Raw genomic sequence first — 26,018 nt, 5'->3', positions numbered from 1 at the left:
AAGAATAATACAAAATAAATAAATAAATTAACTGCAACTTATTGGATAAATTTAACTATAGATAAATTTAACTATAGTATAATACTAAGGTTTAGATATTATCTAATATAATATTAGGAAATAATGTGGATATTATTAAAGAAATTGAGATCAAAGGTTTTAAATCAATAGAAAACCAAACTCTCAATCTTGGGCAACTCAATATCTTTATTGGTACTAATGGAGCAGGTAAAAGTAATTTTTTAGAAGCTTTAGCAATGATTTCAGCTTCAGCAGAGGGTGGAATTGATTATAAAAAGCTTTCATCAAGAGGTGCTAGACTTTCTTCACCAGAAATTTTAAGAAGCTCATTTAGAAATGTAGAAAGAAAAAATTATTTTGAGTTAGCTATTAAAATGCAAGATTTTTACTATAATTTCAAACTTAATACAAATAAAGAATCTTTATCTTACTTTTCTGAAAAATTATTAAAGAATAATAAAAAGATTGCTGGACGTTCTAGAGCAGGTGCAACATTATTTAAAGAATCAATCCCTAAAATCACACAAAATAGAAGCATAATAAGTATTATTCAAAATTATGAAGGTTCACATAATAATATTATAAATAAATTGAGTGAATTTGCTATTTTTTCTCCTTCTACACCTATTTTAAGAGGTGTTGCTAGTGATAATAGTTTTCAGGAACCTTTAGGCTTATATGGTGGAGGATTGGCAAAAGCATTAACTGATATTTTGAATAATAATAGTCGTCATGAATTGCAACGCTTCTTTCATCTACTTGATTGGTTTCAATCTATTGGTGTAACAGATCAAATTAATACAGATATAGCTCCTGAACAGAGTATTTTAGGCAATATATTGGTAACTTATAAAGATAAATTTATGAAAACAAATTTTAATGATCTTTATGCTTATGATGTTAGTGAAGGAGCTTTATATATTTTATTTGTTCTTGTACTTTTAATACATGAAAATACTCCTGATATCTTTGCAGTTGATAATATTGATAATACTTTAAATCCTGGTCTTGTTAGAGAATTAATGAATCAGATAGTAGATATATTAAAAAAACATCCTGAAAAACAGGTTTTTTTAACAACTCATAATCCTACTGCATTAGATTCTATCGACTTATTTGATCCTAATCATAGATTATTTGTTGTTGCTAGAAATGAAGCAGGAAAAACAGAATTTAAACAGATAAAACCACCTCAAGGAACAACTAAAGAGGAATGGGAAGAAAAATATTATGGTTTGAAATTATCAGAGATATGGCTGTCTGGAGCTATTGGTGGATTACCTAAAGGTTTTTAATGTCAAAGAAATATTTACTTGTTTGTGAAGGACCTACTGATATATTAGTTATTGATAAAATAGCAAAAAATATTTCTGAAAACATAAATGATACTATAGAAATTCAAGAACTTGCACCACAAAGAGATGCTACTACATATCGTTATCCTAGTCATGGTTGGGAAGAAGTTAGAAAATGGTGTAAAGTTTATGGTAAAAATGCTGATACAGACGATAATCCATTTGCTAAGTTAATACAAAAAAGAAATTGGAGAGCATTATTAAAAATATCTAATGCAAATGGTTTGATTATTCAAATGGATACTGATATTATTGAATATATAACTGACTTAATTCCAAGGTACAATAGTTCAACAGGTTTAACAAAAAATTCAAGGAAACAATTTGCACAAAAAGCTATTTTAAGTTGGTTAGGAGAAGAAGAGATTCCTAATGAAATATATTTATTACTTTCAACTACTTCAACAGAAACTTGGATATTAGCTACACATGATAGAATAGAAAACATTTTTAATGATTTACCAAGTGATTTTGATTTTGAAGATATTAATGATGTAATTAACAGATTATTTGATTTAGGATATGCCTCATATATTGATAGAGAAGGAATGAAAAAATTAAAAAAAGATTTAAAAATTTATAAAACTTATGCTCAACGAATAACAGACAATCTGGAAAAAGTATGTAGTGAATGTGAAGAAGCCAATAAAATATGTAATTTTTTTTCTTTAGATTGAGTCTATGATCAACAATTTCCCTAATATTAAATTTAGTTAATATCAATAGGAACATTTTATGCAGATAGTTATTGATGTAACAGTATTAAAATATGCCTTCTAACATCTCAATTTTTGGTACAAGCAGTGATGCTGGTAAATCTACAGTTACACTAATACTCTCTAAACTGCTACAACAAAGAGGTTTTAGTGTAGCTCCATTTAAGGCTCAAAATGTCTCAAATAATGCAAGAGTTGCCAATGATAATAGTGAGATTGCAATTGCACAATATTTCCAATCTGAAGCTCTTGGTATAAAAAGCTCTTGGCACAACAATCCAGTATTGCTTAAATCTGGAAGAGGTAATAGTGCATCTTTAATAGTTAAAGGTCAAGCTATATCCGTCCAAAGTGTAAGAGAGTATTACAAAGATTTAGACTCTCTAAAACCAATTGTAAAAGAGGCGTTTTTATATCTGGATAAAGCTTACGATATTGTGGTAGCAGAGGGAGCAGGTAGCCCTGTTGAGCTAAATTTGATGGATAAAGATTTATCAAATATATTTGTAGCCAAAGAGTTTAATACCAAAATTATCTTAGTAGCAGATATAGAAAAAGGTGGAGTCTTTGCCTCTATCTATGGAGTCTATAATCTTTTGCCAAAAGAGTTAAGAGACAGTGTAATAGGTGTTATAGTAAATAAATTTAGAGGTGATATGAGTCTCTTTTATGATGGGGTCAAGATTATAGAGGAGAGGTTTAAAATACCTGTTCTTGGAGTATTACCTTATAGACCTCTCAATCTTGGTTTTGAAGATTCTCAAAGTCTGCTAAATTATACACAAAGAAAAGAGAATACAACTAAAAGAGTAGCCATAATTGCCTATCCTACAATGAGTAACTATAACGATTTTGAACCTTTGATTGTCAGAAGTGATATTGAAGTTGATTTTATAAAGTCAAACATACCTTTAGATAGTTACGATTTAGTAATACTGCCTGGTTCAAAATTGGTAATGAGTGATTTACAGTGGCTCAAAAAGACAGGATTAGATAGTAGGCTAAAGAGCAGAAAAGGGGAGATTTTAGGTATTTGCGGTGGATATGAGATGATGTTTGAAAAGCTCATTGACAAAGACTCCATTGAGTCATCTACCAAAGAGATGAGAGGGCTTGGATTTATAGATGATACTATCTATTTCCAAAATAAAAAAATTGTTAAAAGAGGAAAATATAGGATTTTTAACAAAGAGTTAGATGGTTTTGAGATACACAATGGTATAAGTAAAAAGTATCCACTCTTTTTTGAAAAAGGCAATATAAAAGGTACATTTGTACACGCAATATTTGAAGATGAATCATTTAAAGCTTATCAAAAAAGTGAAATTGATAGCTTCGTAAAAGAGATGGAAAAATTTTTGGATATAGATAGAGTTATTAAAGAGATAGTATAATTAAGTAGAGTTGCAAGGAGATAATAAAATGAAAAAGATCCCCATAGGAAGAAGTGATTTTAAGGTTTTGATAGAAAATGATGAATACTATATAGATAAAACTAAGTATATAGAAGAGTTTTTTAAAACAGACGGTTCGATAGTGCTTATGCCAAGACCCCGTCGTTTTGGAAAAACTCTCTTTTTAACAACTCTGAAATATTTCTTTTCAAACCAAGAAAAAAAAGAACATCTTTTTAAGAATACTTATATTTACAATAGTGATTTTTTTAAAAACCACTTTGGTAAATACCCTGTAATATACTTAACATTTAAAGATATAAGAGAGTTAAATTATGATCTAATGATAGAGAAGATAAAGGGTACTATTAAAGTTGAGATTAGAAGATTGTTAGATAGTATTAATGTTGAAGAGATTGAAAATGAGATTGAGTATAAAGTATATTTAGAAAATATTTTAAAAGGTCAAGCCTCACTTGCATATTATGAAAACTCCCTAAAAGCTCTATCTGTTCTTTTAACTAAATACTACAATACTCCCTGCATAGTTCTAATAGATGAGTATGATACTCCAATTCAGACAGCATACTTAGAGAACTACTATGATAAGGCTATAAACTTTTTCAGAAATCTTTTTACAGCAGTCTTTAAAGATAATGATCTTTATGTAAAAAAAGCACTAATTACAGGAATACTAAAAATTAGTAAAGAGAGTATGTTTAGCGGTTTAAATAACTTAAGAAATCTTACAATTTTAGAAGATGAATTATCTACTGCTTGTGGATTTACTAAAGATGAAACTATAAGATTGATGCAAGAGTACAAAATAGAAAAAGAGTTACATGAAAAAGCTATAAAGATGTACAATGGCTACATATTTGGCAAAGATACTCTAATTTTTAATCCTTGGAGTATCTTAAACTTTGTAGTAGAGAAAAAATTTAAAGCCTACTGGGCAAATACAAGCTCAAATGATTTCATAAGATTTTTAATAGGCAAATCTAAAGATTTTAGAACCAATTTAGAGAAGCTTTTAAAAAATGAATCTATAGAAATTCAGATAAATGAAAATCTCTCTTTTAGAGATGGTGAGCTTTATCAAAAAGATAATCTCTTTTCATTTTTGTTTTTTAGTGGATATTTAAAGTGTAAAGAGAAGTATATAAAAACAGTAGATGATGAAGATGCACTATTTTGTAAGCTTGAGCCAACAAATAGTGAGTGTAGAATGATTTTTAGAGATGTTATAAAATCATATGTAAGAGATAGTTTTAATAATCAAGATATAAATGAGTTGCTACAAGCTTTGGTAAATGGTGAAATTAAACTCTTTGAAAAACTATTTTCATACCTTTTAAGAGACAGTGTCAGTTACTTTGATACAAAAAATGAAAATAGCTACCATATGTTTTTACTTGGAGTGCTTACAAATTTAAGTTATGAGTATGAGATCATCTCAAACAGTGAAGCAGGGTATGGTAGGGTTGACATAATTTTGCTACATAAAACTGACAAAGAAAAACCTGCCATTGTAATGGAGCTAAAAGCTATAGATGAGTTTGAAGAAGAAGATAAAGATGATGCACTAAATAAGGCTATAGAGCAGATAAAAAAGCATAGTTACATCTCTTTAGTTAAAAAAAGAGGATATAACAATATTTTAGCTTTTGGACTTGTCTTTGATGGAAAAAGGTGTTGGGTTAAAAGAATTTGATGGTGTATCTTGAAATAGCTTTGATTGCTTATGTGATAGATTTAATATTTGGAGAGTTTAAAATTACCCATCCTGTAGTTTTGATGGGTAACTATATAAAGTGGTTTGAGAGTAAGTTTTATAAAGATAGCGTTTTTGCAGGTGCTGCTCTTGGAGTATCTTTAGTCTTGATTGTTGGAGTGGTTAGCTATATTTTAGAAAATATTTTACTATCTCTTGGAAGTTTTGGGGTATTAGCAGCTGCAGGTTTAGGTTCTATGGCAATAGCCAACAATATGCTCTATGAGAGTGTAAAAAGGGTTATTAACCATCCAGAAGAGATAAGATTTTTAGTAAGCAGAGATACCGATAATCTAACACAAAGTGAGATAAACAGAGCAGCTATTGAAACTTATGCAGAAAATCTAAGTGATGGTGTAATAGCACCGCTATTTTATCTGGCTGTTTTTGGACTTACTGGAGCATTTGTTTATAAAGCTATAAATACACTTGACTCTATGGTTGGGTATCAAAATAGCCGTTATGCAAACTTTGGTAAATTTAGTGCAAAGCTTGATGATGTAGCTAACTTACTCCCATCTAGAATTACAGCTATTTTGATAAGCTTACTTTTTATGAGCAAAAGGGCAATTCTAAAGCTTTGGAAGTTTGGTAAACTTCACAAAAGTCCAAATGCAGGTTATCCAATATCTGCTATTGCTTTGGCTTTGGGCATTAAACTTGGAGGAGCTACAAGTTACTTTGGACAAATAGTAAACAAGCCATACTTTGGCGATGGAAGAGAAGAGATTAAGCGTGAAGATATCTATAGAGCTTTAAAAATAAAAAAGAGATTGGATATTTTTATAATAGTTACTCTATCTTTAGGGGTGTTGTTTTGTTAAAAGATATATATTTAGGATTAAAACTGTCTGTATCATATTTTTCAATTTTGCCTATTAGGTTTAAAGAGAGTGATGATTTAACTAAAAGTGATATTTTAAAATTTATGCTTCTATTCTTTCCTTTTGTTGGAGCAGTTTTAGGGTATTTGACTATTTTTGCTTTTGGTGTTTTAGAGAGTTTACACTGGTATGGAGCATTGATAGCGGCAGTTTTATATATGTGGCTTTATGGATTTTTGCATACAGAAGCTGTAATTGATGTAGCAGATGCAATTTATGCTTCACACTCTAGTAAAGATGCGTATGAGATAATCAAAGAGCCTACAGTAGGTGCGATGGGTGTTTTATGGGGAGTTAGTTTATTAATTGTAAAGATAGCATCTATTGTTTATCTATTTTTGACAAAAAAGTATCTGTTTTTAGTTGTAGTTGCAATCTCTAGTAGAGTTGGGCTTTTAGTTCTATTTAGGGTTTTAGAGTTTAGATCAAAGTTTTTAGAGAGTTTAAAAGCATCTTTTGATAGAAAGATATTTTGGTTTGCTACTGCACTCTATACTTTGATTTTATACAATATCGCAGGATTACAAGCCGTGATACTTTTGCTATTTATGGTTTTAATCTCTTTTTTTGTTGCAAAATATATCATCTATAGACTAGGATTTGCAAATGGTGATGTTATGGGAACTACATTAGAGTTTGCAGAGGTAATAGGACTAACAGGGGTAATACTATGTCTTTGACTCTTATTAGACACGCCTCTTTAGGTAAAAAGTATCAAAAGCGTTATATTGGTTGGAGTGATATAGATATAGATTTAAACTTTTGGGATCAAACAAAAGCAAACGAGATAAAGAGACTAAGTTTTGACAGTGTATATAGTTCTACCCTTGTAAGAGCTATCAATACTTTAAAAGAGTTGGGTTTTAAAGAATTTATTTTGGATGATAGACTAAAAGAGGTTGCATTTAAAGATCATATAGAGGGTAAGAGTTTTGATGAAATTTCTAAGCTTGATACCTTTGATAGTAAATTTTTAAATAGTATGGATAGTTGGCACAGGTTTATCTGCAAAGAAGACAAGAATAGCTTTTATAGTAGAGTAGAGAGTTTCTTAAGTGAACTACCAAAAGAGAAAGAGATACTCATTTGTACGCACGCAGGTGTCATTAGGGTTGTTGGAGAAATTTTAGGTCATAAAATAGATAATATCGATTATTTGGAGATGGTAAAAATATGGGATATTTAGATTGGTTTGAAGCTCACGGTAAAAAGCATAAAAAGATAGTAGATAAGTTATCGCACTTAAGTGATGATGAGATTATAGAGTATTTCAGATTTGAAAATATGGTAAAAAATGAGCCAGATTTTTGTCCTTTATATGCTGAAAACAGAAAGTGCCACGAAATGGAGTCGCTAAACTGCTATTTATGTGCTTGTCCATACTTTAGATTTGATGATAATGGGTTAGAGTTTAGAGATGGGTTGACAATAAAGAGTAAATGCTCTATAAATGCTAAAGACAGTTCAACCATCGAACATGATGGTGTAGTACATTTAAACTGCTCTTCTTGCACTCTGCCTCATAAAGAGAGTTTTATAAAAAAGCACTTTAGTAGAGATTGGTTTGAGGTTATGTCAAAAGTGTGTTATTATATTTGAGTAGCAATTAAGATAATTTTTGAAAGTAGAGGTAAAAATTATGTCTGTTGCAATAAAAAAAGAGTTTTTACCGCACTATACCTATGATGATTATAAAGAGTGGGAAGGGGATTGGGAGTTGATATATGGCATACCTTATGCTATGTCTTCTCCTAATTTTGTTCATCAAGAGATAGGTGTAAGAGCAATATATCAATTGCACTCAAAGCTAAAAGATTGCAAAAGGTGCAAAGCTGTTTATGAAATGGATTGGAAAATCAAAGAAGATATAGTTGTCCGACCTGATGTATTGGTTGTTTGTGATCAAAAAAAGAAGGGCGCATTTGTTTCAAAGACTCCTGAAATTATATTTGAAATTCTTTCTCCATCTACTAAAAGTAAAGATTTAGGCTTGAAAAAACTTATTTATGAGCAAGAGAGAGTTCCTTACTATGTAATGGTTGATCCAGTTGATTTTAGTGCTGAAATTTTAAAACTGAAAGATGATAAATTTTTATTGGATGGTATTTTTGAAAAAGATAGTTATATTTTTAATCTAAACGGTTGCGAAATAGAGTTTGATTTTAAAGAGCTATTTGATGAGATAGTTTAAAAAGAACAATCTCTCCTTAAAAAAGGAGAGATTGCATTATATTTGAGTTAGTTGCAGTAGCTCTGCTTCAACTTTTTTAAGTTTTGTTTCTGCCTCTTCTAAAGCTTTTCTATTCTCTTCAACAACGTGTGCTGGAGCATTGGCAACAAATTTTTCATTTTTTAACATATTAGATAATTTAATTACCTCTTTAGTCAGTTTTGCCTGCTGTTTTTCAAGTCTTTCTAAAATTGGTTTTAAATCTATACCTGTTAGTGGCAGGTAAACTTCCATATGGTCGCTTACATCTGTAATGGCGTTTTTAACCTTTTGATCTACAAACTCAACATTTTCTGTTTTGGCGAGCAGTTTAATAAATGGAGTTGCAAGTTTGTCATCCATTGGCTCGTCTGCTTTAATGTAAGCAATTTCAATTTTTTTACCCGGCATATCAACAGTTGCTTTTGCGCGGCGAATAGATACAATTGCTTCAATGATGTTTGCAAACTCTTTTTCTATTGCTTCATCTCTTTTTAGATCAGCAGGGTATGGTTGTACCATAATTGAACTCTCTGTTTCTACAGATGTATTTGAGAGTTGATGCCACAGATATTCTGTAATAAACGGCATAAATGGATGAAGCAGTTTCATAGCCTCTTTAAATATTGCTCCAAGCTCTGCTACACTTGTCTTGCTTGCTTTACTAAGTTCAATTCCCCAGTCGCAGAACTCTCCCCATAAGAATCGGTAAAGTGTTGTTGCCGCATCATTAAATCTATACTGATCTATAAAGCTCCTTGTCTCTTCAACTGCAAGAGCAAAGCGTGACAGCATATATTTGCCAAGAGGTGTTTTAACCTCAATATTTTCAAGATTATCAAATGTTTCTACATTCATTTGCAGATATTTTGCTGCATTGTAAAGTTTGTTTGTAAAGTTACGGCTTAGTTCAAGTTTCTCTTGGCTTAGTTTAATATCTCGCCCCTGTACAGCAAGGACTGCCAATGTAAAGCGTAGTGCATCGGCACTATACTCTTCTATTGTATCAAGTGGGTCTATGACGTTACCGCGCGATTTTGACATCTTGTTTCCGTGCTCGTCACGCACCAGGGCGTGAAGATAGATATCTTTAAATGGTAGTTCACCCATAAAGTGTTCGCCCATCATTATCATACGGGCAACCCAGAAGAAGAGAATATCAAATCCGGTAATTAACAAGTCATTAGGGTAGAAGCTTGATAGATCACCTTCAAACCATTTGCTGTTTTTCAATGCATCGCCATTACCCCAGCCAAGTGTAGAGAAAGGCCATAGAGCTGAACTAAACCAAGTATCTAATACATCAGGATCTTGATGTATTTTAGAAGATGCACATTTTGGACAACTTTGTGGATCATCTTCACTTGTTGCCCACTCATGACCACACTCATCGCAGTAGAATACCGGTATGCGGTGTCCCCACCATAACTGACGGCTGATACACCAGTCACGCAAATCATTCATCCAAGCATTATAGCTGTTGATCCAGTGTGGCGGGAAAAATTTAGCTTCTCCTGCATTTACTTTTTCAATAGCTCTTGTAGCTACCTCTTTTTTAACAAACCACTGTTTAGAGATGTAAGGCTCAACAACATTATGGCATCGGTAGCAGTGACCAACTTGATGCTGATGTTCTTCTATTTTTTCAATAAATCCTTCTTCATCCAAGCGTGCAACAATCTTTTCACGTGCATCAAGCCGTTCATGACCTTCAAACTCTCCGGCAAATTTATTTAAAATTCCCTTTTCATCAAATACTGTTATAAACTCAAGATTATGGCGTTTTCCTACTTCATAGTCATTAGGGTCGTGTGCTGGAGTAACTTTAACCACACCGGTACCAAACTCCATATCTACGTGTTCATCAGCAATTATAGTGATTTCACGATCAATCAGTGGCAATCGAACTTTTTTACCTATTAAATGTTTGTAACGTTCATCATCAGGATGAACCATAACAGCTGTATCGCCAAAGTATGTTTCTGGACGTGTAGTTGCAACGATGACACATCCCTCTTCATCTACAAGAGGGTAGCGGATGTGGTAGAGTTTACCATTATGCTCTTCATACTCAACTTCAATGTCGCTTAGTGCGCCATCGTGAGTACACCAGTTAACCATATAGTTTCCACGAACTATAAGCCCTTCATCATAAAGTTGAACAAAAGCTTTTTTAACAGCATTTTTTAGTCCATCATCCATTGTAAAACGCTCACGACTCCAAGCTGGAGATACGCCAAGTTTACGCATTTGATGAACAATCATACCGCCGCTATGCTCTTTCCACTTCCATACACGCTCTAAAAATGCTTCTCGTCCAAGCTCCTCTTTGGTTTTACCTTCAGCCAGCAACTGCTTTTCAACAACATTTTGTGTAGCAATACCTGCGTGGTCAGTACCTGGCTGCCAGAGTGTTTTATATCCATCCATTCTTTTGTATCGGACAATGATATCTTGCAGTGTAAAGGTTAGAGCATGTCCAATGTGCAAGCTTCCTGTAACATTAGGAGGAGGCATCATAATAGAGAAGTTTTTGCCCTCTTTTTGAATATTTTTGTTACCATCTACTTCAAAGTAGCCACGCTCTTCCCAGATTTTATAAAATTTCTCTTCAAATTCGTGGGGATTGTATCCTTTTTTTTCACTCATAGATTAACCTCGTAAACTTTAAAATTAATCGTGATTATATCGAAGGAAGGGTAATATTCGCGTTAAAAAATAGAAAATAAAAAGAAATTCATGCCATTAAGTAGACTTAATCCAGAACAGCTTCAAGCTGCAAAAGCACCATTTGGTCATAATCTTATTATTGCTTCCGCCGGTACAGGTAAAACTTCGACTATTGTTGGTCGTATTGGGTATCTGTTAAAAGAGGGAGTTAAGCCTGAAGAGATTTTACTGCTTACATTTACCAACAAGGCGGCAGCAGAAATGGTTGAACGTGTTGCGGGTTACTTTAGTAAAGAGGTTGCAACTCGAATTGAGGCGGGAACTTTTCACGCTGTAAGCTATAGATGGCTAAAAAAGATGGATCGCCAAATTATTTTAAAGCAGCCAAGTGAACTTAAAACACTTTTTAGAAGTATCTATGATAAACGGCAGTTTCATCATTTGCAAGCTGAGGGTCAACCATTTTCTGCAAACTTTCTTTATGATCTCTATTCTCTATATCAAAATGCTACGATGGAAGATTTTGAGAGTTGGCTAAATCGCAGGCACGAGGGGCAGGAGCCTTTTATTGAAATTTATCTTGATATTATCAGAGAGTTTGAAGAGACTAAAGAGTCTTACGGTTTTGTAAACTTTAACGATCTTCTTATCTTGATGAGAGAAGCAGTTAAAGAGAGTGAGCTTCCTTTTAAAGAGGTGCTTATTGACGAATATCAAGATACTAATGAGCTTCAAGGATCAATGATAGATGCTATGGAGCCGCCTTCACTATTTTGTGTAGGTGATTACGATCAGAGTATCTATGCTTTTAATGGTGCAAATATCAATATTATAGGTTCATTTACAAAGAAGTTTGCTGATGCAAAAGTATTTACACTAACAAAGAACTATCGATCTACAGCACCGATTTTATCGTTGGCAAACCGTGTAATTGAGTATAATGAACGCATATACCCAAAACAGCTTGAAGTTGTCAGGCAGGGCAATGCTCAAATGCCTAAACTGCTTATTTTTGATAATCTTTTACAGCAGTATGAAACTATTGCACATATGATTCGCAGAAGTACAACTCCTCATAAAGAGATAGCTATAATTTTTAGAAATAATGCATCTGCTGATGGTGTTGAAGCGATGCTAAGAGAGCAGGGCATTGCTTGTAAACGTAAAGGAGGAAGAAGCTTTTTTGATGCAAAAGAGGTAAAAGCGGCACTTGATATTGCAACTTTAATTGCTAACCCTAAAGATATGATGGCATTTATCCATATTTTTGAGTATGCCAAGGGGATAGGAAGTGCTACAGCAAAAGAGCTTTTTGAAGGGTTGATAACTCTTGGAGATGGGAATATGCTAGAGGGGATTTTTCATCCCAAATCTATGACAAATCCATTTAAAACAAGGTCAACAAACTATCAGCTTGGACTTTTTGATCACCCTACGCAGATTGGTTCTGTATCTAGATTTGCTCATCTTGGATTGGATGAAAACTTTATGGCTCATCCAATTTTAAAGCACCCTTCACTTAATGCTGATGGAGTAAGATTTATTTATGACTTTTTCAAGTTGGCTAAAGATCTGAAAGCTAAAAAACAGCCTGTTTCTATAATTCGTACCATTTTATCATCTGCTACATATGGTTTTATAATAGAGCAGTTAGCACGCAAAAGGGCTACTCTTAAAAATGGTGAAATTGATGAGGCAAAAAAAGATGAAGCACTTGATCGAATTAAACGAAAGGGCGGTTTGCTTGTTCAATTGGCTAATGCATACAACACTTTGGAAAAATTTATTAATGCTATGGTACTTGGCGGAAAAGAGCTTAGTGAAGGGGAGGGAGTTAACCTTTTAACAGTTCACGCCAGCAAGGGGCTGGAATTTAGTGAAGTATATATTATTGATTTGATGGATGGCAGGTTTCCTAACCGCAAGTTAGCAAGTCAAGCTGGTCAAATAGAAGAGGAGAGACGACTATTTTATGTAGCTGTGACAAGAGCAAAAGATTTGCTCTATCTTTCGTATGCAAAGTATGATAGTTTTAAAGATACAAATTTTATGCCGTCACAGTTTCTGTATGAAGCGGGTCTTTTGAAAAAAGATCAGACTTTTGAAAAGCTAAAGGCCCTTAGTGACCATTGACGGCTCCTGCCATATCCCACATAGGCAAGAATATGCCCAGAGCAAGCAATAATACAAGTGCAGCTATAATTGTTAACATAACAGGCTCTATATAAGATGAGAGGTTGTCTAGAATGTAGTTAAATCTCATTCTGTAGTAGTCTGTAACTTTGCGCATCATGCTATCTAACTGTCCGCTGCTCTCTCCGGCATTTATCATTTGAATAATCATGTTTTCAAATACACCTGTCTCTTTGAATGACTCTGTTAAGCTAACTCCCCTAGAAACTGAGATTTTTACAGTTTCAAGTTTCTCTTTTAAAATAGCATTATCGATCATACTTGTTGCAGTATCAAGTGCATCAGCAATAGGAATACCTGCGTGAACAAGTTCTGTAAAGATAATTGCAAAACGGTTTAGAGTGGCGAAAAATATAATATCTTTTATAAGGTATATTTTTAACAAAAAAGCATCTACATAATATTTGAAGTCATAATTTTTTCTATACAAATACATAGTTATAGTAGTTGTAAGAATCAATCCACCTAGTACAAGTAACCCATAATTGTTTAAAACACTTTCTATGCTTAGAAGGATTTTTGTTGGTAAAGGAAGTTCTGTATGAAATTTTTCAAAGATAGATTTGAATTTTGGAACAACCATCAAAATGAGAATTGTAAAGGCAATTGCCATAGCTCCCAATGTTATCATTGGATATCGCATAGCTTTTTTAAATTTCATTATATTGTCTTCTATCTCTTCAAGCATATCTGCCAGACTTGCCAGTGCTTCTGAGATATTTCCTGTCTGCTCACCAAGTTCTATCATTGCTATTGTTAATCCACCGACACTAGTTTTATATCGGTTAAATGTATGAGAGAGGCTGAGTCCGGCATTTATATCTTCGAAAGCTTCAAGTAAAATCTTTTTTAACTGTTTATCTGTTGTAGAGTTGGCAATTTCATGCAGTGCATCGTGTATGGAGATTCCGGCATTTGTCATTACTGCCAATTGTCTTATAGCAGCAATTAAGTGTTTTATTTGTACTTTACGGGCTCCTAACAATGATTGGAAAGTACTTAAATACTCTTTTATGATATCTTCAAGAGGCGGTGATACCTCTTCAACTTTTAACAAAGTTCCCTTGTACTCTTTTTTAATACGATTTATGGCATCAGCTCTATCTTCTGCTTTTACAAGATGACTCTGTTTAATTCCTTTCAATAGCATAGTCGCTAGATAATATTTCACAAACAAATCTCCATTATGTTAACCTTGCAACACGAAGAACTTCATCTATTGTTGTAGTGCCATTAAGTACCTTGTTTATACCATCTTGGATCATTGATACATAACCATTTTTGTAAGCAACTTCCAATATTTCTGCCTTGGAAGCCTCTTTTGCAATCAGGCTTGAAAGAGTATCATCAACTCTAAGTACTTCACTTATCATTTCACGACCAATGTACCCTGTGCTATGACACTCTTTGCACCCTTTACCTTTGTAAAACTGGTAATTTTCTGGCAAGTATTGATGTAACTCTTCTATTGCATGTTCTGGAATCTCTACTGCTTGTTTACAGTGTGGGCAAATTTTTCTAACAAGCCTTTGAGCCTCTATAGCAATTAATGATCCGCTGATAAGGTATGGCTCTATTCCCATATCTGCCATTCTTGTTATTGCGCTTATTGCATCATTTGTATGAAGTGTTGAAAGAACAAGGTGTCCTGTTAAAGCAGCTTGTATAGCAATACGCAAAGTTTCGTGATCTCTAATCTCACCAATCATAATGATATCAGGGTCTTGACGCAATATAGAACGAAGTGTATTGGCAAAAGTTAAGCCTACTTTTTGATTAACTTGAACCTGTTGTATAAGGTTCATCTGGTACTCTACAGGGTCTTCTACTGTAATTACTTTTCTATCAATACTTTTAAGATTGTTAAGTGCACCATAAAGAGTAGTTGTTTTACCACTTCCTGTCGGTCCTGTTACAAGTACTATGCCGTAAGGTACTTTTAGTGCTTCAGAAAAAATATTGAAGTTTTTCTGGCTCATACCAGCATCTTCAAGCTTGATCATAGCTTTAGATTTATCCAAAATTCTTAAAACTATCGATTCTCCATTGATTATTGGAAGAGTTGAAACCCTGAAATCATACGTTTTTTGTAAGACTGTGGCACTGAAACGTCCATCTTGAGGTTTACGTCTCTCTGCAATATCAAGGTTTGAAAGAAGTTTAATTCTAGAAGATAGAGGAGGGTAGATATCTTTATTGAACCTAAAACTTTCTGTCAGCATACCGTCAATACGTGTTCGTATGATACAGCTATTTTCTGTTGGTTCAATATGTATATCACTCCCTCTTGAAAGAATTGCTGATTTTAATATAACTTCAATTAGTTTTAAAATAGCAGATGATTCACTGGCTTCACTTGTTGATACATTTTTTGAAATCTCTTCTCGTATCTCATTTATCAATCCTTTAATGCTTTCAGACATTTCAAGGCGATTTAAATGATACTCTATTTGAGAAGGACGGGCAATACCGGCTGTTATTGGCTTTTTTGGAAGCATTCTTTGAATTGACTCTTGAGCATTTATATCAAACGGGTCTTTAAATGCAACCAATATATTAAGATCACTCTCTTTTATAGGAAGAGCGCCTATTTTTTCTAATTTACTAAGTGGCAGTTTAGATAACAGATGAAGATCAAAGTCCACTTCATCAAGATCAACATACTCCATATGCATCAATTTTGCTAAATGTTCAAGGATCTTATCTGCATGTTCTGGACTTATGTTTTGTTCTATCATACTGATAGTTAAATTGCCATTTCTAATTTCATCGGCAATAATAGTATAAGCTTTTTGTGGATCTATAACTCTATTTGTTATTAATGTTTTAAGTGTAACCTTTTTCTCTTTCTTGTCTTTTAAAAACTCATTAATTTTATCTTTTGTAATCAGCTCAGCTGAAATTAAAAGATCTATGATTTTGTCCATATATTACACTCACTTAATATTATCAATACACTTTATAATTTAGTTTATTTTACTTTATGTATACTTGTTTCTTGTTAAGTTTAGAGTCTCTATTTGAACTCTCTATTATTATAGTTTTACTTTGTTTGAATTTTTTACCATTAACCTGATTGTAACCCAGCTTTTCCATATTTACAGGTGCTTCTTTTTTTATTAGATAAGGTGTAACTATTATAACCAACTCAACTGTCTCTTTTGTTTTCTCTTCATACTTAAAAGCATATCCAAGTAGAGGAATATCTCCTAAAATAGGAACTTTGTTATTTTGAATATTCTCTTTTTCTGTAATTAATCCACCTAAAATCACATGATCGCCATTTTTTACTGTTACAACAGTTGACATTTGACGACGTTCCAAATCTGGAGGCATAGTTCTGCTTACACTCTCTACAATGGCATTTATTGTATCACTTACAGAAGGATTTATTTTTAGAGTGATTGTTTCATCAGATGAAATTTCAGGTGTAATATCTAGCAAAACGCCGGCAAAAACAGAGTCAATGATCTCATTTTGTGAAACTGTACTTCCACCTGTGTTACTTGTAGTTGTACTATTTGTCACTTTATAAAAGTACTGTTTCCCAACAGTAATCATAGCAGCTTGATTATTTAGTGTTAATATTTTTGGATTAGATACAGAGTGAACATCTCCTTGCGATTTTAAAAACTTAATAATTGTTCCAATCTCTGCATTCATAACAAAGTCTGTAAAAATAGCAGTTCTACCAATAATTCCACTAATACCTGATGTTGCTGGTGCAGATATTATTGCACTGTTTGTTCTTGATGCTCCGGCAGATAACTTTATATTTTGAATACTATAAATTTGTCTCCAGTCAATACCTGTCTGTTTTCCTTCATTTAAGACAACAGCATACATTTTTACATCAATCATTACCTGTTTATGCAGGCGGTCCATTAGTTGTTTAATGTAGTTTTCAACACGATCAAGCTGTTTTTTTGTCCCTGTAATTGTTATAAGACCAGACTCTCTGTCAATAACAGGTTCCCCAGCTTGGTACTCATCTCCTGGTCGATTCAAAATATTTTTTATCTGTTCTGAAAATTCTGACCAAAAAATAAATATATCATCAGATGTAATTTCCATTCCACTTTCAGAGTCGCCAGAACTCATACTTTGTGTAGATGATGAACCGCTTGTCAGCGAAACTTTTGTATTGCTATTACTTTGTCTTTCTGTTCCAATATAATCAACGTGAAATGTTTTTGTAAGTAAGTATGATATTTTTAAAACATTTCCTTCAATTGAGTAGTTCAAGTTATACTCATTTAAAACTACATTCAAAACTTCCTGTAGAGTAGCATCTTTTAATGAGAGTCTGTTCATAGGAGTGTTTAGCTTTTTTTTTGCATCGTTGTCTTTTATAATAAGTGTTAAATCGCACTCTTGGGCTAATTGATCAATAATTTCAGATATACGAACTCCAGCTTTAGCTTTTATATTGAAAATATTCTCTTCACATGCAGCATATATGTCTGTTGTATAAACAGATATACAAAGTATTGTAGAAAGAAGTGATAGTGTTAAATTTTGTAATCTCATTGCTTTAACCTTTAATTAGAAGAAAATTTTATATTTTTGTTTTTTTTGTTTTTTAGGTAAAGATATATAGTTCTGTTACCTCTTTTAAGTACAACATAGTCATTTGAAATTTTTATTATTTTATAGCCATTAATAGTAGAGTTATGACTGTACCATTTATAGTTTATTTTTGCTCTGTTATTTACAATTGCTTTTAAAGAAAGCCTTTTATTATATTTTCTCTTTTTATATTTTTTTACATGTTTAAGCTCTTGTCTCTTTTGTACAGCTTTTACAAAAGGATTTTTAGCTTTCTTTGCATCAGTTTTACTTAAACCAATACGCTCTTTTTTAATATCTTTTACAAGTTTATCGATTCTTTCAATATCTGTTAAAGCAAAAACTGCTTCAACAGTTAGAATCGACAATAAAAAAATTTTTATTAATAACTTATACCCCATACCGATACCTTAAAGTTTGCTCTTAATTTTTTTTCTTTTTCAAGTACAATATCATATACATCAACAACAAGTTCACTCTCTTCAATATCGTTTATAAATGATATGATACTTTGATAATTACCTTCACACTCTATACCAATCTCAAGAACATGTCCAAAGTTTTTTTGATTTTGAATAAAAGTATTTGAAATAATATCGATATCAACGCTATTGTCATTAGCCTTTTTTGCTATTGAATCAAGAAACTTTGCCCAATTCTCTTCATTGAAAAGCAGCTCTTGAAGTTTGCGAATCTGATAGTCAGAATATTCATTTAACTCTTTTAAATTATTAAGAGTTGCTTTTAAGGTTTTAATCTCTTTTTGCAATTTTTTAATTTTGTATCTGTTATCACCATTTACTGTTACAGACTTTAAATAGTTTTTCTCTTTTGTCAGTTGAGCTTTCAGCCTGTTTTGAATTTGTAAATCTTTTTTGAGCATATCTTCTGTTTCTGGAATAAGAATGTTGTATGAAAACATTCCTATTGCAAAAACTGTACCCAGTACTATAATGTAAAATTCACTCTCTTTTTTATGCTCAAAATAGTTATCAAGTTTTTCAAGAATATCTTCGACTATTTTCATAACATTTTGACCTTTAAATCACCTCTATATATACCATTTTTATCTTTATATATCTTTTCTATATCGGTGTAAACTATTTGATTGTAATGATTTGTCAAGTATTTTATGAAGTTGGTTATATTTTTTTCATTTGATGCATATAATGAAAGAATAAATTGATTATCTTTATTTGTGATTTTTGTAACATATACATTAAATTTTGACATATCGTTACCAAGCTGTACAATAGTTTTAGCTTTCATAAGATAGTTTACTTTTTTATCATACACGGCTTGTAAGATTTTTCTCTTTTTTTCTAAAAGATTTTTTTCTAACTCTATTTTTGATTCAATGCTTTTTTTAATATTTTCTTTACTTTTTATTTCACTACGAATAGCATTGCTCAGTTTGGTTATTTTATTTGTCTCATTTTGCAGTAATTTAATATCTATTTTAATAAAAGAGTCATATATGTAGTTATAAACAGGAAGAGAAAGCACTATCAGTGTAGCCGCAGATAGAGTAATAATGAACTTTCCACTGCGCCTCATAACAAATGGAGGAGGTCTAAAAAATAGTGTAAAGTTTGGAGCTGTTGAAGTTCCTTGAAGAGTTTTTTGCGCTTCTATACAACTTAAATAGTGAAACTGGTCTATATACTCATTACCTATATTTTCTATTCCATAATCAAAATCAAAGTTTGATGAATTTATGCCTAAATAGGTAGTTATATATTCATCAATTCCTTCTATTTTGCCAAAGTATGAACCCACAAAAAAAAGATCGATTGAATCTATTTCAAAAGCTCTTTTGGTATATAAAAAAATATCATTTATATGTAAAAATATTTCTGTAAAAAGTTTTTTTAAATGACTTTGGTAGTCTAAATTTGAACTGTTTATACCATCTTTGCGTATAATTTCAAAAAAAGTATCTTCATCTACTCTTTCACCATATAGTTCGCAAAAATGTTCATATATAGTTTCAAATGAAAATTTAATAGATTTAGAGTATAAATATTTACCATCCTTAAAAAGAGCAACAAAGGCATCTTCTCTTTGAAAATATAAAAATCCATGTATTCCAAATGGGCTGAGAATATTTTTTTCATATAAGTTTTGAATTAAATAAGGTTTTGGATATATAGCATCTATGAATTTTACTTGCTCTTTAATAGATTGAAAAGTCTCTTCTATTGTATTAGGTTCAGTAACAAATACATTAAAAAAACGCTTGTTTTCAGAGTTGCGATCTAAAATCTCTTCAAAGCGTATAACATATGCTAAAGTTTGATCTAGCCCTAAATCTTCATATGTTTTTAATTCAATAGCATCTTTTAAATCTTCATTTGGAATATTAATACTAAGTTCAATAACAGTAGAAATAAAATCTTTTGTATTTAGTGTAGATACAACATGATTTTTTTTATTGAACTCAAGTTTTTTAACTTTATTCAGTGTATTGTTTTGAAGTTGATAGTAGATTGAGTTATAAGGATCAATAGAAACTATTTTATTAAGGTCGGTCTGTTCAGATTTAGATATACTTTTTTTTGAAAAAAACATAATATCACTCTCATTTTATTGATCATACATCTTCGGTATTTAAATTCTATCTGAAATGAACTTAAAAAGATGTTTGAACAATAAATAGAGCAATATAGAAAAATATTATAATTTAATCAAAATTATAACCAATTTCAGAGAGTGATTTTTTGTTCTTAGACCAGCCGCTTTTTACTGAAACAAAAAGTTCTAGATATATCTTTTTTTGAGAAAACTGCTCCATTTTCATTCTGGCATCTCGTCCAATACGCTTTATTGTTGAACCGCCTTTACCGACAATGATCATCTTTTGACTCTTTTTTTCAGTAATAATGGTTGCTTGAACGCGATCCAAATGTGGTAATTCATCAATCTTTTCTATAATGACATCCGTTTCATAAGGAATTTCGTCACTCAGATTATCGAAAATAGATTCACGAATCATCTCTTTGTAAATCTCACGAATATTTGTTGTCGTCAAAAGTTCAGGATCATAAAGCCAAGGAGAGTGGGGCAGATGTTTGGTTATCTCATCTAGAAGCTGATCTTTCCCTACACCTTTTGTAACAGAGACTGGAATCAGTGCTAAAAATTTATCTTGAAATGCTTGATATTCAGCTATCTTGGCAAGCAGTGCTTCTTGACTTACTTCATCAATTTTTGTCAAAACAACAATGTGAGGTCTATTTTTAGCATTAAGTTCTAAAAACTTTTTGTAGTGTTCCAGTTTATCTTTAGCAGGAGCTAAAAAGAGTACAAGATCGCAATCACCTATAGCTTTGATCGCTTCAGAGAGCATAAACTGATTTAAAAGACGCTCTTTTTCATGAATACCAGGAGTATCAACAAAGATGATTTGTGCATTTTCATGCATAACAATGATGTTCATACGCTTTCGTGTAGCCTGCGCCTTTTTGCTGACCATTGCAAGTTTTTCGCCCACAAGCCAGTTAAGCAGAGTGCTTTTACCGGCATTAGGACGACCGACGACGGCTACAAAGCCTGCTTTCGTCGCAATATTAGAGGATGTATCGTGCAACATCTTCATTCTCTACAATCATATCTAGTTTTTCATGTACATATTCAGCTGTAATAGTAAATGTTTGACCTTCATATGTATCAGCATCAAAGCTGATCTCTTCTAGTACTTTTTCAATGACAGTATGTAATCTTCTTGCACCGATATCTTCAGTTCTTTCATTTGCCTGGAAACTTAGTTTTGCAATAGCTTTAAGAGCCTCTTCTTCAAACTCAAGCTCCATTCCTTCAACACTAAGCAGAGCCTGATACTGTTTAATCAGAGAATTTTTAGGCTTAGTCAAGATTTCATAAAGAGCTTCTTCTGTTAAACTGTCAAGTTCTACTCTAAGAGGGAAACGTCCCTGTAGTTCAGGAATCAGATCACTTGGCTTACTAACATGGAAAGCCCCAGCTGCTATAAACAGAATGTGATCAGTCTCTACAGGACCATATTTTGTATTTACAGTGCTACCTTCTACAATTGGAAGAAGATCTCGTTGAACTCCCTCTTTGCTTGGGTCTTGGCGACCGCTGTTTTGACTTGAAACTGCAATTTTATCAATCTCATCAAGGAAGATTATTCCTCCCTCTTGTGCACGGCGTAAAGCCTCTTGTTTTATCTGCTCTTCATCAAGAATTCGTTCACTTGCTGTTTGTCGAAGAATATTTTTAGCCTCTTTTACAGTGACCTCTTTTTTATTCTCTTTATTTAGACCACCAAATACTTTTGCAAGCGACTCTTGTACTTTGCCAAGTTCTGGTGGCAGATTTGAATCTATTTCAACTGTAAATGAAGGAGCTTCAATCTCTATTTTTAGATTATCCAATTCACCATTTTTTAATCTTTGGCGCATTTTTTCAAAACTGTTTTCATACTCTTGCTGTTTTGCTTCTGTTGCACCTTTTGGAAGAGGTGGTAGAAGTTTTTCTATAATCATCTTTTCAACATACTCATCAATCTCAGTTTTTTTGAGCTCTTTTTGCTCTTGCTTGACAAGATTGATAGATGTTGAAACAAGGTCACGTATCATAGACTCAACATCACGACCTACAAAACCGACTTCTGTATATTTGCTTGCTTCCACTTTAACAAAAGGGTATCCAAGCATCTTTGCCAAACGTCTTGCTATTTCAGTTTTACCAACACCTGTTGAACCGATCATCAGGATGTTTTTTGGCATAATCTCATCTTGAATATCTTTAGGAAGCTGCATTCGTCTAAAACGGTTACGCAACGCTACTGCAATAGTCTTTTTAGCTTTAGTTTGTCCGATTACATAGTTATCTAGATATTCTACTATCGCTTTTGGTGTCATATTTTCTATTTTACTCATCTTTTCAATTCCAATGTTTTGATATTGTGGTTTGTATAGATACAAAGATCTGCTGCTATATGAAGACTCTCTTCAACGAGTTTTTTAGGATTTAAATCAGCATGTTTGTCTAATGCTCTTGCTGCTGAAATAGCAAAGTTGCCACCACTTCCAATGGCTGCTATCTTTCCATCTTCTGGTTCAACTACATCACCATTTCCGCTTAATATAAAAATGTGATCATTGTTAAGTACAATCATCATTGCTTCTAGTCGTCTAAGTACTTTATCTTTTCTCCACTCTTTGGAAAAATCTATAACAGCTTTTAGTATATCACCTTTACGGCTTTGTAAGAATCCTTCAAACATATCAAAAAGATTAAAGGCATCTGCAGTACTTCCGGCAAAACCGGCAAGTACTTGCCCATTGTAAAGAGATCTGATTTTGGTGGCATTGCCTTTTAAAACGGCATGACCAAATGTTACTTGACCATCACCGCCAATGACGGAGTAGTCATCTGATCTATATGCAAGTATGGTTGTTGCTTCAAACATTCATTACTCTCCAATTACTTCAAACTTTAGCTTTGCGTGTATACCGTGACCAAGCTTAACATCTGCTTCATAAGAACCAGTAGCTTTAATTGCATGGTCTATATGAATCAATTTTTTATCTATTTCAATACCGCTCTTTTTAAGAGCATCAGCTACATCTGTGTTTGTAATTGCCCCAAAAAGAGATCCGTTGGCACCAAGCTTTTTAGAAATTACAAGGTTTGTACTCTCAAGTCTCTTTTTTAAATCTTCCAAACGAGCAATCTCAGCTGCTTCCTCTTGGGCTTTTCGCTTTTGCTCTTCCTTCCAAGCTTCTATTACTTCATCTGTTGCTACTTTTGCAAATCCTTTTGCAACAAGAAAGTTTTTACCGTATCCATCTTTAACTTCTTTGATTTCTCCGGCTTTTCCTAGACTTTTTACATCTTTTATAAGTAAAACTTTCATAAAAATATTCTCCTTCACTCAATATTGGAGAGATTATATCGAAAATAGCGTAAAATCGGCTATAATTATAAAAAAACTCTGAATGGATGGCAAGATGTTTGTACCTTTTAAAACCCCTGATTTTGAAAATTTTTCTAAAGAACTTAATACTATTTTGGAAAAGAATGAAAAGTTAATTGAAGAGTTGCTTAGTAAAGAAGATAAAACGTACAATAACTTTGTACGTCCATATATGGAGAGTTTTGAAAAGCTGGATCTATTTTTTACTCCACTTTCGCATCTTAACAGTGTAGAAAATTCAAAAGATACCCAAACAGCTTATGAAAACTCTTTACCTTTGCTTTCACGTTACCATACCAAACTTTCTCAAAACAGAGAGCTGTATGAGGCTTTTTCAAAGATTGATTCTAATGATTTGGCTCAAAAAGAGGTTATTCGTCAAGAGATCCGTGACTTCAAGCTTTCTGGTGTTGATCTTCCTGAAAATGAGAAAAAAAGACTTGAAGAGATTAATCTTCGTTTGAGTGAATTAAACAACCGCTTTTCTCAAAACCTTTTGGATGCAACAAATGCTTATGAACTCATAATAGAAGATCCAAAAGATGTAGAAGGTTTGCCTGAAAGTGATTTGGAGTTGGCAAAAACCGAAAAGGATGGAAAAACTGTTTGGAGATTTACGCTTCAAATTCCAAGTTATATGGCATATATGACTTATGGACCAAACCGTAAACTTAGAGAAGAGCTTTACAAAGCGTATGTTACAAGAGCTCCTGAAAACCAGGAAGTTATAGATGAGATTCTAAGACTTCGTGATGAGAAGGCTAAACTTCTTGGCTTTGATCACTTCAGTGAACTATCACTTGCAAGTAAAATGGCACCAAATGATGATGCAGTTGTTGGCTTTTTAAATGAATTGGCTGATGCAAGTCTTCCATTTGCTAAAAAAGAGGTTGAAAAACTTGAGGCTTTGGCAAAAGAGGATGGGTGTGAGAGTCTAGAAAGTTATGATGTTGCTTACTACAGTGAAAAACTAAAAAAACTTGAATTAGATTTTGATGATGAGATAACACGTCCATACTTTGAGCAAGGAAGAGTTCTTCAAGGGCTTTTAGATTTTGTAAGTGAACTCTTTAGCATAACTTTTGAGCAAGTTGATGTACCTGTTTGGAATGAAAAGGTAAAAGTTTATGATTTAAAAGAGGCTGGTTCTGCTTTTGCTCGAATCTACTTTGATTTGGATGCTAGAGAGAGTAAACGTGGCGGGGCTTGGATGAATGATTGGCAAACACATCATGAAGATGCTGACGGTAAAGAGTATCCGGCATCTGCTTTTGTTGTTTGTAATTTCCCTCCTTCTACAAAAGATACACCATCACTTTTGCGACACGATGATGTAGTGACTCTTTTCCACGAAATGGGACATGCTATTCACCACCTTTTTAGTCAGGTCAAAGAGCGTTTTGTCAGTGGTATTCATGGAGTAGAGTGGGATGCAGTTGAGTTTCCATCTCAGTTTTTAGAAAATTTTGCCTATGAAAGCGAAGTTCTTAAACGCTTTGCACGCCATATAGAGACAGGTGAGTTGATGCCTGATGACTTGATGACAAAGATTAAAAAGAGTAAAAACTTTCTTGCTGCAATGGGTATGCTTCGCCAGTTGGAGTTTGCACTTTTTGACTTTATGCTTCATCAAAAACTCTATCAAGGAGATGAAGTACAAAAACTTTTAGACTCTCTTAGAGACCGTCTATCACTTATTAAACCACCAAGCTATAACCGCTTTCAGTGGGGATTTGCACATATTTTTGCCGGTGGATATGCTGCAGGATATTACAGTTATAAATGGGCAGAAGTATTGAGTGCTGATGCATTTTTTGCATGTTTTGAGAGTAAAATAAAAAAAGATATGACTGATGGATATAAACATCACATACTCCAAAAAGGGGCAAGCAGGCCAATGAGTGAGCTTTATAGAGAGTGGCTTGGACGTGATCCTGATCCAAAAGCGTTGATTAAACTTTATGGTTTGGAAAATGAGTGATTTAGAGTTTTGGGGTTATGTACTTGTTTATGGAGCAATATTAACCTATATATGTTGGGGATTTGTTTTTGCTATTCAAGGACTTTTACTGCTTCACGGACGACCTGAAGCAGTAGAGTGGTTAAAAAAACGCTATAGCTTTAAAGTATTTATGAGAGAGTTGACTGTTTTCTTTCCAATGCTTTTACTATTTCATTTTCTCCTTGAGATTGTACCGGCAATGTTACGAATTGATGATGCAGTGATTCGCTTTAGTATCTCTGATCTTATAGAGAGGGCTGAAATAGCTCTAAAAAAATAGTAGAAAT

The 26,018-nt window shown here is 32.9% G+C and carries 23 protein-coding genes; 12 read left to right on the top strand and 11 right to left on the bottom strand.

All coding sequences use genetic code 11. The annotated features are described in order from the left end of the window. Positions 1-125 precede the first annotated feature (125 nt). From BM227_RS03885 to BM227_RS03845, 9 genes are all read left to right on the top strand, one after another. A complete protein-coding gene (locus BM227_RS03885) occupies positions 126-1,316 on the top strand; it encodes an AAA family ATPase (RefSeq protein WP_177201982.1) in 1,191 nt (396 codons plus the stop codon). Continuing rightward, entirely contained in the window at positions 1,316-2,053 is a 738-nt protein-coding gene (locus BM227_RS03880; protein ID WP_092911385.1) for a hypothetical protein, read from the top strand. Before BM227_RS03885 ends, BM227_RS03880 begins: the two co-directional genes overlap by 1 nt. Before the next feature lie 92 nt (positions 2,054-2,145). After that, a complete protein-coding gene (locus BM227_RS03875) occupies positions 2,146-3,486 on the top strand; it encodes a cobyric acid synthase (protein WP_092911384.1) in 1,341 nt (446 codons plus the stop codon). Positions 3,487-3,514: 28 nt separating this feature from the next. Next, entirely contained in the window at positions 3,515-5,200 is a 1,686-nt protein-coding gene (locus tag BM227_RS03870) for an AAA family ATPase (RefSeq protein WP_092911382.1), read from the top strand. Then, positions 5,200-6,084, top strand: coding sequence for an adenosylcobinamide-phosphate synthase CbiB (gene cbiB, locus BM227_RS03865; protein ID WP_092911380.1), 885 nt, complete (start codon positions 5,200-5,202; stop codon positions 6,082-6,084). The genes BM227_RS03870 and cbiB overlap by 1 nt, the downstream gene beginning before the upstream one ends. Beyond that, positions 6,078-6,824: an adenosylcobinamide-GDP ribazoletransferase gene (locus BM227_RS03860; protein ID WP_177201981.1), complete on the top strand. Its 747-nt coding sequence runs from the start codon at positions 6,078-6,080 to the stop codon at positions 6,822-6,824. The genes cbiB and BM227_RS03860 overlap by 7 nt, the downstream gene beginning before the upstream one ends. Beyond that, positions 6,815-7,330, top strand: coding sequence for a histidine phosphatase family protein (locus tag BM227_RS03855; protein WP_092911376.1), 516 nt, complete (start codon positions 6,815-6,817; stop codon positions 7,328-7,330). The genes BM227_RS03860 and BM227_RS03855 overlap by 10 nt, the downstream gene beginning before the upstream one ends. Then, entirely contained in the window at positions 7,318-7,743 is a 426-nt protein-coding gene (locus tag BM227_RS03850; protein ID WP_092911374.1) for a hypothetical protein, read from the top strand. Before BM227_RS03855 ends, BM227_RS03850 begins: the two co-directional genes overlap by 13 nt. A gap of 40 nt (positions 7,744-7,783) precedes the next feature. Then, the gene (locus BM227_RS03845) at positions 7,784-8,335 is read left to right on the top strand and encodes a Uma2 family endonuclease (RefSeq protein WP_143089686.1); all 552 of its coding nucleotides are present in this window, start codon (positions 7,784-7,786) and stop codon (positions 8,333-8,335) included. A gap of 36 nt (positions 8,336-8,371) precedes the next feature. Here BM227_RS03845 and BM227_RS03840 read toward each other — a convergent pair whose 3' ends face one another. Next, positions 8,372-11,002, bottom strand: coding sequence for a valine--tRNA ligase (locus BM227_RS03840; RefSeq protein WP_092911370.1), 2,631 nt, complete (start codon positions 11,000-11,002; stop codon positions 8,372-8,374). A gap of 90 nt (positions 11,003-11,092) precedes the next feature. Between BM227_RS03840 and BM227_RS03835 the strand changes: the two genes are divergently transcribed. Beyond that, positions 11,093-13,156, top strand: a complete 2,064-nt coding sequence (locus BM227_RS03835) for an ATP-dependent helicase (RefSeq protein ID WP_092911368.1) — start codon at positions 11,093-11,095, stop codon at positions 13,154-13,156. Here BM227_RS03835 and BM227_RS03830 read toward each other — a convergent pair. From BM227_RS03830 to rplI, 10 genes are all read right to left on the bottom strand, one after another. Further along, on the bottom strand, positions 13,143-14,387 hold the full coding sequence (locus BM227_RS03830) for a type II secretion system F family protein (RefSeq protein ID WP_245757015.1): 1,245 nt from the start codon (positions 14,385-14,387) through the stop codon (positions 13,143-13,145). The genes BM227_RS03835 and BM227_RS03830 overlap by 14 nt on opposite strands. A 13-nt stretch (positions 14,388-14,400) precedes the next feature. Further along, entirely contained in the window at positions 14,401-16,143 is a 1,743-nt protein-coding gene (locus tag BM227_RS03825; protein WP_092911365.1) for a GspE/PulE family protein, read from the bottom strand. Positions 16,144-16,192: 49 nt separating this feature from the next. Beyond that, complete coding sequence (gene mshL / locus BM227_RS03820; RefSeq protein ID WP_092911363.1) at positions 16,193-17,746, bottom strand: pilus (MSHA type) biogenesis protein MshL; 1,554 nt, start codon at positions 17,744-17,746, stop codon at positions 16,193-16,195. A gap of 11 nt (positions 17,747-17,757) precedes the next feature. Next, entirely contained in the window at positions 17,758-18,186 is a 429-nt protein-coding gene (locus BM227_RS03815) for a hypothetical protein (protein WP_092911362.1), read from the bottom strand. Continuing rightward, positions 18,168-18,812, bottom strand: a complete 645-nt coding sequence (gene pilO, locus BM227_RS03810; protein ID WP_092911360.1) for a type 4a pilus biogenesis protein PilO — start codon at positions 18,810-18,812, stop codon at positions 18,168-18,170. The genes BM227_RS03815 and pilO overlap by 19 nt, the downstream gene beginning before the upstream one ends. Next, the gene (locus BM227_RS03805) at positions 18,809-20,356 is read right to left on the bottom strand and encodes a hypothetical protein (RefSeq protein ID WP_092911358.1); all 1,548 of its coding nucleotides are present in this window, start codon (positions 20,354-20,356) and stop codon (positions 18,809-18,811) included. The genes pilO and BM227_RS03805 overlap by 4 nt, the downstream gene beginning before the upstream one ends. A gap of 112 nt (positions 20,357-20,468) precedes the next feature. Beyond that, entirely contained in the window at positions 20,469-21,383 is a 915-nt protein-coding gene (gene era / locus BM227_RS03800) for a GTPase Era (protein ID WP_245757014.1), read from the bottom strand. Beyond that, entirely contained in the window at positions 21,355-22,689 is a 1,335-nt protein-coding gene (gene hslU / locus BM227_RS03795; protein WP_245757013.1) for an ATP-dependent protease ATPase subunit HslU, read from the bottom strand. Before hslU ends, era begins: the two co-directional genes overlap by 29 nt. Next, complete coding sequence (gene hslV / locus BM227_RS03790; RefSeq protein WP_092911354.1) at positions 22,686-23,222, bottom strand: ATP-dependent protease subunit HslV; 537 nt, start codon at positions 23,220-23,222, stop codon at positions 22,686-22,688. The genes hslU and hslV overlap by 4 nt, the downstream gene beginning before the upstream one ends. A 3-nt stretch (positions 23,223-23,225) precedes the next feature. Then, positions 23,226-23,669, bottom strand: a complete 444-nt coding sequence (rplI, locus tag BM227_RS03785) for a 50S ribosomal protein L9 (RefSeq protein ID WP_092911352.1) — start codon at positions 23,667-23,669, stop codon at positions 23,226-23,228. Between the two features lie 82 nt (positions 23,670-23,751). On the opposite strand from rplI, the gene BM227_RS03780 reads away from it, so the two are divergent. Beyond that, positions 23,752-25,710, top strand: coding sequence for a M3 family metallopeptidase (locus tag BM227_RS03780; RefSeq protein ID WP_425431708.1), 1,959 nt, complete (start codon positions 23,752-23,754; stop codon positions 25,708-25,710). Further along, positions 25,703-26,011 (top strand): hypothetical protein, encoded by a 309-nt coding sequence (locus tag BM227_RS03775; RefSeq protein WP_092911348.1) that lies wholly within the window; start codon positions 25,703-25,705, stop codon positions 26,009-26,011. Before BM227_RS03780 ends, BM227_RS03775 begins: the two co-directional genes overlap by 8 nt. The last annotated feature ends 7 nt before the right edge of the window (positions 26,012-26,018 follow it).

The sequence above is a fragment of the Hydrogenimonas thermophila genome (assembly GCF_900115615.1).
GTDB lineage: Bacteria > Campylobacterota > Campylobacteria > Campylobacterales > Hydrogenimonadaceae > Hydrogenimonas > Hydrogenimonas thermophila.
Note: the sequence above shows the minus strand (reverse complement) of the source record. Positions and strands in the feature narration are given on the sequence as shown.